The following is a 15,537-nucleotide window of genomic DNA, read 5'->3' on the forward strand; positions in this document are numbered from 1 at the left end:
CGTCAGTCGCAGGGGCCGGTCAGCCGGCCCCGGAAGACCGTTTCCCCGTCCTGTGTCGCCGTGACCAGGACGGAGGTCTCTCCGAGGGCGGCGGTCAGGATCTCCGCCTCGACCCAGCAGGGGCGGTCGAATTCGGCGTACCGCGCGAACGCGCTGGTGACGGTGGTCGCCTCGAATCGGGCGGGGTGCAGGGCGGCGCGCGCGGCCTGGTCGGCGGCCTCCATCAGGACGAGCCCCGGGACGTGGTCGACCGGGTGGTCGTAGAGCACGGTGTTGGTCACGTCGTTGCGTAACTGCCAGCGTCGGGGCCGGTCGCCGGCCGCCAGGACCACGTCGGACGGTGCGGCCCGGCCGACGACGCGCGCGTCGACCGGAGGGGGCAGCGGCCAGCTGTTCCAGTCGGTGGTGAGGTGCTCGCCGCGGAGCCGGCGGTAGGCGCGCGGCGAGATCCAGCCGAACTCGGAATCCGCACGGGCCACCAGGCTGCCACCCTGGAGGACGCGGACGTCCATGCCCAGTGAACTGACGGCCCGCCCACGCTTCTTGGGGTTCGTCACGGAAACCTCGACGGCGAGGTCGCAGGGTGCCTGGGCGGGCACACGGAACCCCGGGGCGACGGTGAAGTCGAAGTAGTGCAGGAGGGTTTGGTCCGCGAGGGGGACGCCGTACGCCGCGTGCGCGATGACCAGGCCGCTCTGCCGGATGGTCTGGGTGAGCACCCGGGGGTCGTAGGCGAGGCCGGCCGCGGGGGCGGGCCACCTCGCGGACAGTGAGTACTCGCCCTCTCCCAGGCTTCGCCAGGCGGTGAGGAAGACCATGTCGGAGCGTCCGAGATGGACGTACTCCTTGGGAACCCCGCCCCGGACCTCCGCGGCCTGCGGCGGGAGCGGTGCGGCAGGTATGTCGGACACGGCCCTCCCGGACATGGCGCAGAATGGGCATTCGGGCGCTGATAGGATACCGGCTCACCGGTACTTTTTGAAGAAGCGTCAGGCCACGTTCAAGGGGAGCGCGAGTTGGCACGACAGCAACGGGCGATCCGCACGCGCAGAATCTTCCTGGAAGCCGCGGCCGAGGTCTTCGACGAGCACGGTTACGACGCCGCCACGATCGCCGCGATCCTCGACCGGGCCGGTCTCACGCGAGGGGCGCTCTACTTCCACTTCACGTCGAAGGAGGAGCTGGCCCGCGGTGTCCTCCAGGAGGCGGTGACCTCGGACGGGGTCACCCCGCAGACCTTCAAGCTGCAGGAATGGGTGGACATAGCTCTCCTGCTCGCCTACCGGCTGCCCAGGGAGCCCCTGCTCAGTGCCTCGATCCGGCTGTCGGTCGACCCCCGGGCGCGCGGGCTGTTCGGAACCCGCTGGCCGGACTGGATCGCCCTCGGCACGGAGATGCTCACCGAGGCCAAGGAGCGGGGTGAGCTGCTTCCGCACGTCGATCCGGAAGCAACGTCCCGGCTCTTCGTCGGGGCCTGGACCGGGGTCCAGCTGGTGACCGAGTCGATGGCCGAGCCGCCGGACCTGGTCGGCGAGATATCTGCCCTCTTCGAGCTGATCCTGCCCAACAACGCGGTCCCGGGCGTGCTGGCCCGGCTCGACACGTCCCCGCACCGCGCGGCACGCATCGTCGAGCAGCAGCAGACGGCCGCCGTTTCCTGACCGCCCGGGAGCTGTCACGGGCCACGTCGCGCCAGGTCACCCGATCGGGTGCCGGGTACCTGCGACGTGGCTGGTCAGCGAGCATGGTGGCCCTATGTGGCTTCGCCGAACAGCCGTGTGCGCCATGGTCGTGCCGCTGGCGTTCCTGGTGCTCCGGGACGCGCCGGTACGGCTCGCCGCGCCCGAGCGGACCACCGCGAAGCCGGCGACGTCGCCCGGGGCTCCGCGGCCCACGATCGTCAGCCGGGCGGAGTGGCACGCGGACGAGGGCCTGGTGAAGGAGGGCGCGGTGTACACGGGGACGGTGAAGGCCGTCTTCGTCCATCACACCGGGCACACCAACGCGTACGACTGTGTAGACGCCCCCAAGATGCTCCGCGCGATGGAGGAGACGCACGTCCGGGGCGAGGGCTGGGACGACATCGGCTACAACTTCGTCGTCGACCGCTGCGGGACCATATACGAGGGCCGGGCAGGAGGTGTCGGGCGCTCCGTGCGCGGGGCCCACGCCACCGGGTTCAACGCGCACAGCGTGGGGATCGCGGCCCTCGGCACCTTCGACCCCGGCGTGCGGGTACCGAAGGCGCTCATCGAGGGGATCGCGAAGGTGGGCGCGTGGAAACTGGACCGGGCCGTCGACCCACGGGGCATCGTGCGGATGGTCTCGACGAACGACGAGAGCCTGTACCGGCGCGGGGAGGTGGTCTACCTCCATGCCGTGGCCGGCCACCGCGACACCTTTCAGACGTACTGCCCCGGCGAGGCCCTCTACGCGCGACTGCCCGCGATCCGGGCGGAGATGGCCCGGATACGGGCCGCCGCCCGGACGTCGTAGCGGCTACCTCGCGACGTACTGGGTGAGGACGGCCTGGACCTCGTAGATGTCGACGCCCTTGGTGAACGTCTTCTGGATGGGGGTGGCGGAGCCGCTGATCCAGATCTTGAGTTCGGCGTCCAGATCGAAGGTGCCCGCCGTCTCCACCGCGAAGTGCGTGATGCTCCGGTACGGGACGGAGTGGTACTCCACCTTCTTGCCGGTGATCCCCTGCTTGTCGACGAGGACGAGCCTGCGGTCGGTGAACAGGATCGTGTCGCGGATCAGCAGATACGCCGCGTGCACCTGCTCGCCCTGCCCGAGAAGCCGTGCGTAGTCACGCTGCGCGGTCGCCGGATCGACGGTGTGCGCGTTGCCGAACAGTGCCATGAGAGACCCCCACCTGAGTGATTGTGCGGACGTCGAACGCGTCGAAGCCCGCTGAAAAGACTATCGGCGGCTTATCTGTTCGTGCCCTTGCACACCTTCCGGAGCACAGCGGAGGAATACCGTCATGCCGGCATCACCCCTCGCCAAGCGTCCCGTCGAATCAGTGCTCGCCCTTCTGCTCGTCCTCCTGAGCGTGCTCGGCCTCGCAGGCCGCAGCGTCGCGGACGCCCCTGCCAAGGCCCCGGCCCGTATCCCCGCCCAGGCGGCACCGGCCCAGGCCGCTCCCGCCCGTGCCGTCATCGCGCCGACCGTCACGGCGGGTACCGACTGGGACCGCATCGCCGAGTGCGAGAGCAGCGGCCGATGGAACGTCAACACCGGGAACGGCTACCACGGTGGCCTGCAGTTCGCCCCCTCCACCTGGCAGGCCTACGGCGGAGGGCAGTACGCACCCCGCGCCGACCTCGCCAGCCGGGACGAGCAGATCGCCGTCGGTGAACGCGTGGCCCGCTCGCAGGGAATGGGCGCCTGGCCCACCTGCGGACGCCTCGGTGCGAACGGTACGTCGAGCTCCGGTTCCTCCTCGTCCTCCGGCTCCTCCGGCTCCTCCTCGTCCTCCGGGTCCGACAGCGCGGACCGGAGCGACACGGCGCAGACGGCCCCTGAGCAGTCGACCGGCAGTTCGAACAGCGGCTCCTCCGACAACACGGCGTCCGGAAGCCCGACGGGCGGCACGCAGGACAGCGACTACGTGACGCGCTACTCCGAGGACCTCGCCGACGAGGAGACGTACGTCGTCGAACCGGGTGACACCCTCTCGGTGATCGCCGAGCGCGCGGACGCGTCCGGTGGCTGGCCCGCGCTGTACGAGCTGAACCGCGAGGTACTGGACCGCGGACCGCACCTCATCTTCCCCGGTCAGCGCCTCCAGCTGAACGCCTGACCACCCGAACGTCCGACCGCCTGAGCTGTGGCGGCCACGGGGTCCAGGAAGGACACCGGATCGTTGAAGGAGACCGCGTTCACCGTCCGACGGAGCCCCGGCCCCGATCGGAGCCGGACATGTCCCGGGATTCCGCCTCGTGGGTGTGGCACTCAGGGTTGCGACACGGCCCCGGTCCCCAGTACGGGACGAAGATCCCGAGGGTCTTGTGCCGCGCCAGAACGGTCTCGACGGGCTGCTTGCAGGACGGACACACGTATTCCGCCTGCTGAACGGTCTGACGCTCGGTACTGGCCATGCTTTTACGGTAGTCCCGAAAGGCACACAAAGGAACTTTTCCGACTTTTTGCCAGGGCTTGTGGCAGGGCCCGCCGCAGAAACGCCGCAGAACCCGCCGCGACGAAGGGACCCCCCGGTCATGGCACGCGCACCGTCACCGGCCGCAGTCCTGCTCTCCGTGCACGCCGTGGTCTTCGACACGGACGGCGTGATCACCGATTCCGCCCCGGCACACGCGGCTGCCTGGAAGCCGGCCTTCGACGCCTGCCTGGCCTCCCACCGAGGGCAGCGGCCCTTCGACGAGGCGGACGACTACCGGCGCTACGTCGACGGCAGATCCCGCAAGGACGGTGCCGCAGCCTTCCTCGCGTCCAGGGGCCTCGGCCTCCCCGAAGGCAGCCCCGACGACCCCCCGGGCACCGGGACGGTGTGGGCCGTCGCCGCCCGCAAGGACGAGGTGTTCACCCGGAACCTGCGTACCCACCCGATCGCGGTCTGGCCGGGGACGGTCCGTCTCCTGCACGTGCTGCACGACGCGCGCGTCCCGTTCGCCGCCGCGTCCGCGTCCCGGCACGCGACCGAGCTGCTGGCCGGGGCCGGTCTCCTGGACCTGTTCACCGCGGTGGTCGACGGCAACGAGGCGCGCCGCCTGGAGCTGCCCGGCAAACCGGACCCCGCCCTGTTCACCGAGGCGGCACGGCGTCTGGGGGTCCCGGCCGGGGACACCGCCGTGGTGGAGGACGCGCTGGCCGGGGTGGAAGCCGGCCGCCGGGGCGGCTTCGGGCTGGTCATCGGGGTGGACCGGACGGACAGCCCCGAGAGCGCCAACGATCTGCGGCGGCACGGCGCGGATCTCGTGGTGACCGATCCGGGCGACCTGCTGATCACCGGGGAGGACTGATGGCGCGCGGCTGGATCTGGGCGTACGAGGGGTACGACCCGGAGAAGGAACGCCTGCGCGAAGCACTGTGCACCCTGGGCAACGGCTACTTCGCCACCCGGGGAGCCGCGCCCGAGACGTCCGCGGGCGACACGCACTACCCGGGTACGTATGTCGCGGGCTGCTACAACCGGCTGACGTCCTCCGTCCAGGGACGGCAGGTCGAGAACGAGGACTTGGTCAACCTCCCCAACTGGTTGCCGCTGCGCTACCGCGTGCACCCCACCGGTGCCGGCCCCGGCCCGTGGCTGACCCCCGACGACGTCTCCCTCGTGGACCACCGCCAGTCGCTCGACCTGCGTGGCGGGACGCTGATCCGCCACTCGGTGTACGAGGACGGGGAAGGGCGGCGGCTGACCGTCGAACAGGAGCGACTGGTGCACATGGGCGACCCCCATCTCGCCGCGCTGCACACGGTGTTCAGTGCCGAGGGCTGGTCGGGACAGCTGGAGGTGGAGTCCGTGATCGACGGCGATGTCCGCAACACCGGCGTCGCGCGGTACCGGGAGCTGGCCGACCGCCACCTCACGGGTTGGGAGACCGGCACGGAGCCGGAGTCCGCGGTGTGGCTGCGCTGCCGCACGGTGGAGTCGGACATCGCCGTGGCCATCGCCGCCCGCATCGTGGCCTCCTGCGGTCCGGAACCGAACGGCGACCACCGGGCCGAACCCCGGCAGGAGCCACGCGCGGTCCACCAGACGCTGCTGCTGCCGCTGACCCCGGACTCCGACGCAGTCGTCGACAAGACGGTCGCGCTCTTCACCTCCCGGGACCCGGCGATCGGCAGCCCGCTGCGCGCCGCGGCGTCCGCGGTCGCCGCCGCTCCGGCGTACGACCGGCTGCTGGCCTCGCACCGCCGGGCCTGGGCCGATCTGTGGCAGCAGGCCAAGCTGGAGGTGCCGGGCGAGCCCGGCCGCATCCTGCGGCTGCACCTCTTCCACGTGCTCCAGACGCTCTCCCCGCACACCGCGGAACTCGATGTCGGGGTGCCCGCCAGAGGACTGCACGGCGAGGCGTACCGGGGGCACGTCTTCTGGGACGAGCTGTTCGTCCTGCCCTTCCTGAACCTGCATCTCCCGGAGATCTCCCGGGGGTTGCTCGACTACCGCCACCGGCGGTTACCCGCGGCCTGCGCCGCCGCACAGGCGGTGGGCAGGAAGGGCGCGATGTATCCGTGGCAGAGTGCCGACGAGGGGCGGGAGGAGACCCAGGAGGTCCATCTCAACCCGCGCTCGGGGCGCTGGCTGCCCGACCGTTCACGGCTGCAGCACCATGTCGGCTCGGCCGTCGCGTACAACGTGTGGCAGTACTGCCAGGCCACCGGCGACACGGAGTACCTCTACTCCAAGGGCGCCGAGACGATGATGCAGATCGCCCGTTTCTGGGCGGACAGCGCCGCATGGGACGACGGCCTCGGGAGGTACCGCATCCGGGGGGTCGTCGGGCCCGACGAGTACCACGACGCCTATCCGGGCTCCGACGCGGCGGGGCTCGACGACAACACGTACACGAACGTGACGGCGGCCTGGGTGCTGGCGCGGGCCGGCGAGCTCTGCCGCGCTCTGCCCGCGAGCCGCTGCCGGCAGCTCCTCGACCTGATCCGGCTCGACCCGGCGGAGCTGGACCGCTGGGACGACATCTCCCGGCGGCTGTACGTGCCCTACCACCGGGGTGTCATCAGCCAGTTCGCCGGTTACGGGGACCTGGACGAGCTGGACTGGGAGGGGTACGGCGAGCGGTACGGGGAGATCCGGCGGCTCGACCGGATCCTGGAGGCGGAGGGCGACACCGTCAACCGCTACCAGGCGTCCAAGCAGGCCGATGTGCTGATGCTCGGCTACCTCTTCTCACCCAGGGAACTCGCGGCGCTGTTCCGGCGGCTCGGACACGAACTCGACGACGAGACCTGGCGGGCCACCGTCGACTACTACGTGAAGCGCACGAGCCACGGCTCCACCCTCAGCTCCCTCGTCCACGCCTGGGTGCTGGCCCGGGTGCACCGCGACGACGCCTGGGCGTACTGCGAGGAGGCGCTGATCGGCGATGTCGCCGACATCCAGGGCGGTACGACGGAGGAGGGCATCCACCTGGGCGCGATGGCCGGCACCCTCGACTTCGTCCAGCGCGGCATGACGGGCCTGGAGACCCGCGACGACGCCCTGTGGCTGGCTCCGGCCACGCTGCCCCAGCTCGCGAAGTTCCGGGTACGGCTCCGCTTCCGCCGGCACTGGGACGTGGACCTGCGCATCCGCGCGGAGCGCCTCAGGATCGCCGTACCGGACTCGGAGCGGCCGGGGGTCCGGGTGAGGCTGGACGGCAGCGCGTACGTCATCGAGCCGGGTACGGCACGGTGGCTGGAGCTGCCGACCGACATGCCGGGCGGTTCATGACGTCCGGGTGGACACCAGGACGCCGACCCTGTCGACGCGGTGCTCCGGGTCGCCGTGGGCGTCGCGCCAGACGTTGCCGGCGGCGTCGTCCTCCGGGGTCGCGCAGGTGGACAGCGTGATCATCGCCCGGGTCGGCTTCTCACCCGGTTCGCCCGGCACCTCCGCCCGCTGCTCGGCGAGCGAGCGCTCGGACCGGAAGGACGTCCGCCGGCTCGCGGTGATCCGGTACTCGTGGACCGTGCCGCCCTCCGTGACGAGGACGGTGTCGCCCTTCGCCAGTGACGGCAGGTCGCGGAGCGGGCCCCCGGCGGAGAGCCGGTGGGCCGTCACGAGGTAGTTCCCGACCTCGCCGGGCCCGACGCCGCCCTCCTCGCCGTACGGGCTGGCCGCCACCCCGCGGTCCTGGACGCGGGTCCCGGGCCCGTCGTCCGTCGTGCCCTCGTACGGGACGACGCGCAGGTCCGTCACTCCGATCGACGGGATGGTGAGCTTCGCGGTCGCCGTACGCGGGTCGGTCCGGTCGGACGGGAGCCCGGTGGACGGGGCCGCGTGCGACGACACGGCGGCCGACGCGGCGACCGGGGGAGGCCCGGCGGCGGCCACCGCTGCCGGGCCTCCGGCCGCCGTCAGGGCGACGGCCGCGCCCGCGAGGGCCCGGGCGACGCGTCGGAATCCGTGGGGAGGGTGCATGGCGGGATCCGGATCGGTAGCCGGTGGTGCCGGGGGGCGGGCCCTGGAACGCGGCCCGCACCCTCCCAGTACACCACCGGTCACACGGTCGCGTCGGGTGCGCCGAGCAGCTCCCGCACCTCCTCGGCGCCCAGCTCGGTGAGCTCCTCGCCCACGAGCAGCCAGCGGGTGATCCCGACCGACTCCAGGAACGCCAGGTCGTGCCCGGCGATCATCAGCGCGCCCTCGTAGGACTCGAGCGCGCTCGTCAGCTGCCGCACGCTCGCCAGGTCCAGGTTGTTGGTCGGCTCGTCCAGCATCAGCAGCTGCGGGGCCGGGGTGGCGAGCATCGTCGCCGCCAGGGCGGCGCGAAAACGCTCACCGCCCGACAGGGTGCCCGCCGGCTGCTCGGCGCGCGCTCCCTTGAACAGGAAGCGGGCGAGCTGGGAGCGGATCTCGTTGTCGGTGGTCCCGGGCGCCATGCGCGCCACGTTCGCGGCGACGCTCAGCCCGTCGTCCAGCACGTCGAGCCGCTGCGGCAGGAAGCGCAGCGGCACATGGGTCCTGGCCTCGCCGCACATGGGCGCGAGCTCCCCGGTGAGGGTGCGCAGCAGCGTCGTCTTCCCCGACCCGTTACGCCCGATGAGCGCGATGCGTTCGGGCCCCTGGACGTGCAGCGCGCCGTCGCGCAGGGCGCCGAAGCGGGGGCGGAGCCCGTGCACGCTCAGGACCGTACGGCCGGCCGGGACGGCGGTGTGGGGGAGCCGCACCCGGATCTCGGCGTCGTCACGGATCGCCTCCGACGCCGTGTCGAGCCGCTCCCGTGCCTCCTGGAGCCGGTCCTCGTGCAGCCCGCGGAGCTTGCCCGCCGCCTCCTGGGAGGACCTCTTGTGCTCACCCGCGACGATCCTCGGCGCCCGCCGCTGGGCGTCCATCTTCTTGTTGTGCCGCTGGCGCCTGGCCACCTTGATCTGGGCCTCCTCCAGCTCGCGTTTCTGACGGCGTACGTCGGACTCGGCGGCCCGCACCATGCGCCCGGCCGCCTCCTGCTGGGTGGCCAGCGCCTCCTCGTAGGCCGACCAGCCGCCGCCGTACCAACTCACCGAGCCTGCGCGCAGGTCGGCGACGCGGTCCACCCGTTCCAGCAGGTCACGGTCGTGGCTGACCACGACCAGCACTCCGGAGCGCCAGGACTCCACCGCCTCGTACAGCCGGCGGCGCGCGAACACGTCCAGGTTGTTGGTCGGCTCGTCGAGCAGCAGGACGTCGGGGCGTTCCAGCAGCAGCGCGGCCAGCCGCAGCAGCACGGTCTCGCCGCCGGACAGCTGCCCCACGGTGCGGTCGAGGCCGACGTCGCCGAGGCCGAGCGACCCGAGGGTCGCCAGGGCCCGCTCCTCGACGTCCCAGTCGTCGCCGACCGTCTCGAAGTGCTCCTCGGCGACATCGCCGGCCTCGATCGCGCGGAGCGCCGTGCGCCGCCCGGTGATGCCGAGGGCGTCCTCGACGCGGAGGCCCGTGTCCAGGGTGAGGTTCTGCGGGAGGTACGCGAGGTGCCCGCCGACGGTCACGGAACCGGCGGAGGGCTTCAGCCGGCCGGCCAGCAGCCGCAGCAGGGTGGACTTGCCGGAGCCGTTGGTTCCCACGAGCCCGGTGCGGCCACGGCCGACGCTGAGGGACAGCCCGTCGAAGACCTCCGTGCCGTCCGGCCACCGGAAGGACAGGGCGGAGCAGCTGAGGGAGGCGGCGGGCGTGGTGGGGTGAGACATGTGATCCTCGCAGTCGCAAGCGTGTGAACAGGGGCTTCGTGTGCGAGCACCACGCGGCGACCGGCCGGGAGAGGAAGGGGTGCGGTCCTCCGGACGTACGGGGGACGGATCGTGCACCGAGGTCGCATCCACGCGGGGGGTCACGGGGCGGCAGGAAAGCCGACAAGGCGTGACGGGCTACGGCGAGGGCCGTACCGCGCGGTGATCGCGGGCCTCAGATGCGCAACGTCCACCTCTATCGGAGACAACAGGACTCAAAAACTGTACATCGTGCCCGGGCCGGACGGGCAGGAATTCCGGGCCGGGCGCGTCCGGCCCCGACGGCACCCGCATCCCGTTCCCGTAGACCAGGAGGCACACCCCGATGAGACGGCACTCCGCAGGATCCCCCGCCCGCTCACGTGCGAGACGGGCCGTTCTTCACCTCGTGGCCGTGGCCACGGGTGGCTTGCTCCTGGCGACGGCGGCCGCTCCGGCCTTCTCCGCCGAGCCCGCGCCCCGTAACCACAACTCCCTTCCCTGGACCGGGACATGGGCCACCGGGCCCACGACGGCCCCGGCCTCGGACGCCACCGCCTTCGACGACGAGACGATCCGTCAGACCGTCCGCACCAGCATCGGCGGGGACCGGGTCCGCATCCGGCTGTCGAACGAGTTCGGCAGCGGCCCCCTGGTCATCGGAGAGGCCCGTGTCGCCCGCCCGGCACCCGGCGGGCCCTCCTCCCGGATCGACCCGCGTACCGACCGGCCGCTCACGTTCGGCGGCCGGACCTCGGTGACCGTCCCCGCGGGCGCCCCGCTCCTCAGCGACCCGGTCTCCCTGCGGGTGCCCGCGGGGACCGACCTCGTGGTGAGCATCCACCTGCCCGGGCCCACGCCCGGCTCGACGCTCCACGCGTCCGCCCTGCAGCACAATCATGTCGCCGCCGGGAACGTCACCGGCCACACCGACATCGAGCCGACCGCGACCATCGACCGCTGGTACTTCCTGACCGGCGTGAGCGTGAGCACGGCCCGCCCCTCCTCGGCCGTCGTCACCCTCGGCGACTCCATCACCGACGGTTCCCTCACCGAGGTCGGCGCCAACCACCGCTGGCCCGACTTCCTCGCCGGCCGGCTGCGCGCCTCCGCCGGGCCGGACGCCGTGGGCGTACTCAACGAGGGCATCGGCGGTAACCGCCTCCTGCACGATCCCAACCCGCCCGCCGGATCCGACGCCGAGGACTTCGCGGCGTACTTCGGCCAGAGCGCCCTGCGCCGCTTCGACCGCGACGTCGCGTCCCAGCCCGGTGCCGAACACCTGATCGTGCTCCTGGGCGTGAACGACCTCGGCCACCCCGGCACCGTCGCCCCCGAGTCGGAACGGGTCACGGCGGCGGACCTCATCGAGGCCCACCGTCAGATCATCGACCGCGCCCACGACCGGGGCCTGAAGGCCTACGGCGGCACGGTCCTGCCCTTCAAGGGCGACACCCTGGGCTTCTACAGCCCGGAGAACGAGGCCGCCCGTCAGGCCCTCAACCACTGGATCCGCACCGGCGGCGGGTACGACGGGGTGATCGACTTCGACAAGGCGCTGCGCGACCCGTCCGACCCGCAGCGCCTCTTCGCGCGCTACGACAGCGGCGACGGCCTCCACCCCAACGACGCGGGGGCCGAGGCGATGGCCGGAGCCGTCCCGCTGCGCCTCCTGCGCTGAGGGACTGCCCCGGCTCCGCAGGTCAGTGCAGGGTCTTCAGCATCTCCGCCCCGAACGGCGTGATGTCCTCGGTACGCCCGCGCAGGGTCTTCGCGGGCCACTCCGGGTCGGCGATCAGTGCACGGCCGACGGCCACCATGTCGAACTCGTCGCGCTCCAGCCGGTCCAGCAACTGGTCGATGCCGGTGACCGAGGAGCTGTTGCCCTGGAAGGCGCTGAAGAAGTCGCCGTCCAGGCCGACCGAGCCGACGGTGACCGTCGGCTTTCCGCTGATCTTCTTCACCCACCCGGCGAAGTTCAGGTCGGAGTCGTCGAACTCGGGCAGCCAGTAGCGGCGGGTGGACGCGTGGAAGACGTCGACGCCGGCCTCGGCCAGCGGCGTGAGGAGGGTGTCCAGCTCCTCGGGCGTCCGGGCGAGCTTCGCCTCGTACGAGCTCATCTTCCACTGGGACATGCGGAAGAAGAGGGGGAAGGAGTCGGACACGGCGGCGCGGCACGCCGCCACGATTTCCGCCGCGAACCGGGTGCGCGCGACGATGTCGCCGCCGTACGCGTCGGTGCGGCGGTTGCTGCCCTCCCAGAGGAACTGGTCGATCAAGTAGCCGTGTGCTCCGTGCAGTTCGACTCCGTCGAAGCCGAGACGCTCCGCGGCGGCGGCCGCGTCGGCGAACGCGGCGATGACGTCGTCGAGGTCCTTCTGCGTCATGGCGCGGCCCTTGGGCTCACCCGACAGGGCCACGCCCGACGGGCCGACCGGCTCCGCCTCGGCCACCGGCGGGGCGCCCTCGGCGCGTGTGACACCCACGTGCCACAGCTGCGGGATGATCGCGCCGCCCTCGCGGTGCACGGCATCCACGACACCCGACCAGCCCGCGAACGCGTCCTCGCCGTGGAACAGCGGAACCCGGCCGCTGGTGCCGGCGGAGGCGTGATCGACGTACGTGCCCTCGGTGATGATCAGGCCCACACCCCCGGCGGCGCGGCGGGCGTAGTAGTCCGCCACGTCCTGGCCGGGTACGCCGTTCGGGGAGAACTCCCGGGTCATGGGAGCCATGGCGATCCGGTTGCGCGAGGTCAGTCCACGGACCGCGAACGGGCGTGAGAGGGCGGCTGCTGCACGGCGGGCGTTCTCGTCTGTCACTGCGTGTCCTGTTCAGGGTGGGGGCAGGTTCATCCGTCGCCAACATGCGACCGCCGCCTCCGCATCCCCGAACGGGGCCCGATGTGGCGAAGGTCTCCCCTTGGTCTGCCCCCGAGCGTCCAGCAGTCTTCGGCAGAGCCGAAGCGTTCGGCGGCCGAAGGGACGGAGGTCCGTGACCAGCGAGCACCCCGGGCTGTAAGTCGGGCGAAGTAGGCCTGACACAGGTGGAGTTGGTGCCCACCGTGGGCCCCAGCGGTGATGCGACGTGCCATCGGAATCGTGCACCTCACGCGAAGCCCGTGTTGCCTTGTGTGACGCCACATGGACGCGCGGTCAACTGTGTGGCGCGGCCATGACACCTTGCCGGGAATCCTTGCTCCGCCCGAACGCGCCGCGCCATCGTCGGGGTGCGGCGTACGAACCCCGTACGCCACACCCTTCGGCGCGTCGAACCCCTGGCGCGCCACCGTTCGAGGAGGACCTCACGATGGCAGCAGTGCGCAACACCAAGAGGCGGATCGCCGCGGCGATCGCGACCGCGACGACAGTGGCGCTGGCAGTCGGCGCGGGTGCGGCCTTACCCGCTCAGGCCGCCCAGCCCGAGGGCAGAGTCCTGCACGCCGGGGCAGCGGAGGCGGTGCCCGGAAGCTACATCGTCACGCTCAAGGAGACGTCCGGGTTCACGGCGTCCGCGGCCCGGGGCAAGCGGCTGATAGCCGACCACGGCGGCACGATCAAGCGCACCTACACGTCGGCGTTGAACGGCTACGCCGCCACGCTCAGCAGCACCGAGGCCGAGCGGCTCGCCGCAGACCCGGCGGTCGCCTCGGTCGAGCAGGACCAGAAGGTCCACTCGACCGCCACCCAGACCGGCGCACCCTGGGGCCTCGACCGGATCGACCAGACCGGCCTCCCGCTGAGCGGCACGTACACCTACCCGGACACGGGCGGCAGCGGCGCGACCGTGTACGTCCTCGACACCGGCGTACGCATCACCCACCAGGAGATCAGCGGCCGGGCCTCGTACGGCTACGACTTCGTCGACAACGACAGCACCGCCCAGGACGGCGCGGGTCACGGCACCCACGTCGCCACGACCGTCGCCGGGACCACCTACGGCGTGGCGAAGAAGGCGAAGATCGTCGCGGTGCGGGTCCTCGGCAACGACGGCTCCGGCACCACCGCCGGGGTCATCGCCGGTGTCGACTGGATCACCGCCAACCACGTCGCCTCCTCCGTCGCCAACGTCTCGCTCGGCGGCGGGGCCAGCACCACACTCGACAACGCGGTGCGGCGGTCGATCGAGTCCGGAGTCACGTACTCGATCGCGGCCGGCAATTCGGGAGCCCTGGCCTCCGGATACTCACCGGCCCGGGTGGACACCGCCCTCACGGTGGGGGCCACGACCAGGACCGACGCCAGGGCCACCTATTCGAACTACGGCCCCGTCGTGGACATCTTCGCACCCGGCTCCGCCATCACGGCGGGCTGGAACACCTCGGACACCGCCACCTACACCGGCAACGGCACCTCCTTCGCCGCGCCCCACGTCTCCGGTGCCGCAGCGGTCTATCTGACGAGCCACCCCGGCGCCGCTCCGGCGGCCGTGGCCTCGGCACTCGTGAACGGCGCGACGCCGAACGTCCTCACCGGCGTCGGAACCGGCTCCCCGAACAAGCTCCTCAAGCTCGTCCCGTAACGACTCGTCCGGTATCCACTCGCTCCATGACAAGCAGGACGGCCGGGGACGCGTACGGGGTGACCTCCCGTACGGGTCCCCGGCCCTCGCTCTGTCCGGACTGCGGCTCCGGACTGCGGCTCCGGAGGGCGAACTCCCTTGGCGCGCTGCGAAATCAGGTGACACGGCGTGGCGTGTCCCTACACTGACGGGCATGGCATGCCGCATCAGTGAACTGGTCCTCGACGTCGCCGACCCCGAGCGGCTCGCCGCCTTCTGGAGCGAGGTCCTCGGCTACGTCGAACTCGGCCGCGAGGACGACGGAAGCATCGAGATCGGACCGGCCGACGCCGGCTTCGGCGGCCTGCAGCCCACCCTCGTCCTCAGCCCCAGCAGCGCCCCGCGGGCCGGGAAGCTCCCCCTGCACATCGACGTCAACGCCACCGACCGCGACCAGGAAGCCGAGTTGGAGCGGCTGCTCGCTCTCGGCGCCAGGCCCGCGGACGTCGGCCAGACCGGCAACGAGAGCTGGCACGTCCTGGCCGACCCCGAAGGCAACGAATTCTGCCTCCTGCGCACCCGGCTCCAGCCCCTCTGACCGCGTTCACCCCCGGCAGCGGGCCGCCGGGTGCGTGGATCAGCCGTTGTACGGGGCCGTCACGTCCAGGACCCAGGTCACGCCGAAGCGGTCGGTGAGCATGCCGTACAGCGGCGCCCACTGCGACGGCCCCAGGGGCTGCACCACCGCTGATCCCTCTGCCAGCTTCTGCCAGAGCGCGCTGATCTCCTCCGTGTCGTCACCGCGCACGGAGACGAAGAACGGCTTGCTGCCCTGGTCCCACGGCAGGTGGGAGGGGACGTCGTACGCCATGACGTGGAAGCCGTCGTCGCCCACGACTTCACCCCACACCACCCAGTCCGCCTCGTTCTCGTTCCCCACGCCGCCCGCGTCCTTGTACGTGACGGCGGTGACGCGCCCACCGAAGACGGACCGGTAGTGGTCCAGCGCCGCCCGGGCGGCGCCCCGGAAGTTCAGGTGGGTGGTGGTCGTGACGGACATGGTTCTCTCCTTGCTCGTGGCCAGGGGCCCTGGCCGGCCTCTCCGGCGGATCTCGGGACCGACCATTCCACGGGTAGCGGACAGGTTGTGTCCTGTAATGCGGGCAG

At 71.7% G+C, this 15,537-nt stretch carries 15 protein-coding genes; 8 read left to right on the forward strand and 7 right to left on the reverse strand.

From position 1 onward, the window contains the following. Nucleotides 1-2 precede the first annotated feature (2 nt). Nucleotides 3-911, reverse strand: a complete 909-nt coding sequence (locus tag ACFYQ5_RS01185; RefSeq protein ID WP_389191283.1) for a ScbA/BarX family gamma-butyrolactone biosynthesis protein — start codon at nucleotides 909-911, stop codon at nucleotides 3-5. 105 nt (nucleotides 912-1,016) lie between these two features. On the opposite strand from ACFYQ5_RS01185, the gene ACFYQ5_RS01190 reads away from it, so the two are divergent. Then, nucleotides 1,017-1,661, forward strand: a complete 645-nt coding sequence (locus ACFYQ5_RS01190) for a ScbR family autoregulator-binding transcription factor (protein ID WP_389191286.1) — start codon at nucleotides 1,017-1,019, stop codon at nucleotides 1,659-1,661. Nucleotides 1,662-1,755: 94 nt separating this feature from the next. Next, nucleotides 1,756-2,496 carry a peptidoglycan recognition protein gene (locus tag ACFYQ5_RS01195; protein WP_389191289.1) on the forward strand — a complete coding sequence of 247 codons (741 nt, stop codon included), beginning with the start codon at nucleotides 1,756-1,758 and terminating at the stop codon, nucleotides 2,494-2,496. A gap of 3 nt (nucleotides 2,497-2,499) precedes the next feature. Here the strand turns inward: ACFYQ5_RS01195 and ACFYQ5_RS01200 are convergent, their stop codons facing one another. Then, on the reverse strand, nucleotides 2,500-2,865 hold the full coding sequence (locus ACFYQ5_RS01200) for a PH domain-containing protein (RefSeq protein WP_389191292.1): 366 nt from the start codon (nucleotides 2,863-2,865) through the stop codon (nucleotides 2,500-2,502). Between the two features lie 124 nt (nucleotides 2,866-2,989). Between ACFYQ5_RS01200 and ACFYQ5_RS01205 the strand changes: the two genes are divergently transcribed. Then, nucleotides 2,990-3,808 carry a transglycosylase family protein gene (locus tag ACFYQ5_RS01205; protein ID WP_389191294.1) on the forward strand — a complete coding sequence of 273 codons (819 nt, stop codon included), beginning with the start codon at nucleotides 2,990-2,992 and terminating at the stop codon, nucleotides 3,806-3,808. A gap of 79 nt (nucleotides 3,809-3,887) precedes the next feature. Here the strand turns inward: ACFYQ5_RS01205 and ACFYQ5_RS01210 are convergent, their stop codons facing one another. After that, complete coding sequence (locus tag ACFYQ5_RS01210; RefSeq protein WP_389191297.1) at nucleotides 3,888-4,106, reverse strand: hypothetical protein; 219 nt, start codon at nucleotides 4,104-4,106, stop codon at nucleotides 3,888-3,890. Between the two features lie 120 nt (nucleotides 4,107-4,226). Here ACFYQ5_RS01210 and ACFYQ5_RS01215 point away from each other — a divergent pair, with 120 nt between their 5' ends. Beyond that, a complete protein-coding gene (locus tag ACFYQ5_RS01215) occupies nucleotides 4,227-4,988 on the forward strand; it encodes an HAD family hydrolase (RefSeq protein WP_389191299.1) in 762 nt (253 codons plus the stop codon). Further along, complete coding sequence (locus ACFYQ5_RS01220; RefSeq protein WP_389191302.1) at nucleotides 4,988-7,417, forward strand: glycoside hydrolase family 65 protein; 2,430 nt, start codon at nucleotides 4,988-4,990, stop codon at nucleotides 7,415-7,417. The genes ACFYQ5_RS01215 and ACFYQ5_RS01220 overlap by 1 nt, the downstream gene beginning before the upstream one ends. Here the strand turns inward: ACFYQ5_RS01220 and ACFYQ5_RS01225 are convergent. Both ACFYQ5_RS01225 and ACFYQ5_RS01230 read right to left on the reverse strand, forming a co-directional pair. Next, the gene (locus ACFYQ5_RS01225) at nucleotides 7,412-8,107 is read right to left on the reverse strand and encodes a class E sortase (RefSeq protein ID WP_389191305.1); all 696 of its coding nucleotides are present in this window, start codon (nucleotides 8,105-8,107) and stop codon (nucleotides 7,412-7,414) included. The genes ACFYQ5_RS01220 and ACFYQ5_RS01225 overlap by 6 nt on opposite strands. An 80-nt stretch (nucleotides 8,108-8,187) precedes the next feature. Continuing rightward, nucleotides 8,188-9,852, reverse strand: a complete 1,665-nt coding sequence (locus tag ACFYQ5_RS01230; protein WP_389191308.1) for an ABC-F family ATP-binding cassette domain-containing protein — start codon at nucleotides 9,850-9,852, stop codon at nucleotides 8,188-8,190. A 433-nt stretch (nucleotides 9,853-10,285) separates the two neighbouring features. Here ACFYQ5_RS01230 and ACFYQ5_RS01235 point away from each other — a divergent pair, with 433 nt between their 5' ends. Further along, the gene (locus ACFYQ5_RS01235; protein WP_389191311.1) at nucleotides 10,286-11,551 is read left to right on the forward strand and encodes an SGNH/GDSL hydrolase family protein; all 1,266 of its coding nucleotides are present in this window, start codon (nucleotides 10,286-10,288) and stop codon (nucleotides 11,549-11,551) included. A 22-nt stretch (nucleotides 11,552-11,573) separates the two neighbouring features. Here ACFYQ5_RS01235 and ACFYQ5_RS01240 read toward each other — a convergent pair whose 3' ends face one another. Beyond that, nucleotides 11,574-12,692, reverse strand: coding sequence for an NADH:flavin oxidoreductase (locus ACFYQ5_RS01240; protein ID WP_389191314.1), 1,119 nt, complete (start codon nucleotides 12,690-12,692; stop codon nucleotides 11,574-11,576). A 487-nt stretch (nucleotides 12,693-13,179) separates the two neighbouring features. Between ACFYQ5_RS01240 and ACFYQ5_RS01245 the strand changes: the two genes are divergently transcribed. Both ACFYQ5_RS01245 and ACFYQ5_RS01250 read left to right on the forward strand, forming a co-directional pair. Next, nucleotides 13,180-14,391, forward strand: a complete 1,212-nt coding sequence (locus tag ACFYQ5_RS01245; protein ID WP_389191317.1) for a S8 family peptidase — start codon at nucleotides 13,180-13,182, stop codon at nucleotides 14,389-14,391. Nucleotides 14,392-14,584: 193 nt separating this feature from the next. Beyond that, entirely contained in the window at nucleotides 14,585-14,968 is a 384-nt protein-coding gene (locus tag ACFYQ5_RS01250; RefSeq protein ID WP_389191319.1) for a VOC family protein, read from the forward strand. A gap of 39 nt (nucleotides 14,969-15,007) precedes the next feature. Here ACFYQ5_RS01250 and ACFYQ5_RS01255 read toward each other — a convergent pair whose 3' ends face one another. After that, complete coding sequence (locus ACFYQ5_RS01255) at nucleotides 15,008-15,430, reverse strand: VOC family protein (RefSeq protein WP_389191322.1); 423 nt, start codon at nucleotides 15,428-15,430, stop codon at nucleotides 15,008-15,010. Nucleotides 15,431-15,537 lie beyond the last annotated feature (107 nt).

Source organism: Streptomyces sp. NPDC005794 (genome assembly GCF_042871445.1).
GTDB lineage: Bacteria > Actinomycetota > Actinomycetes > Streptomycetales > Streptomycetaceae > Streptomyces.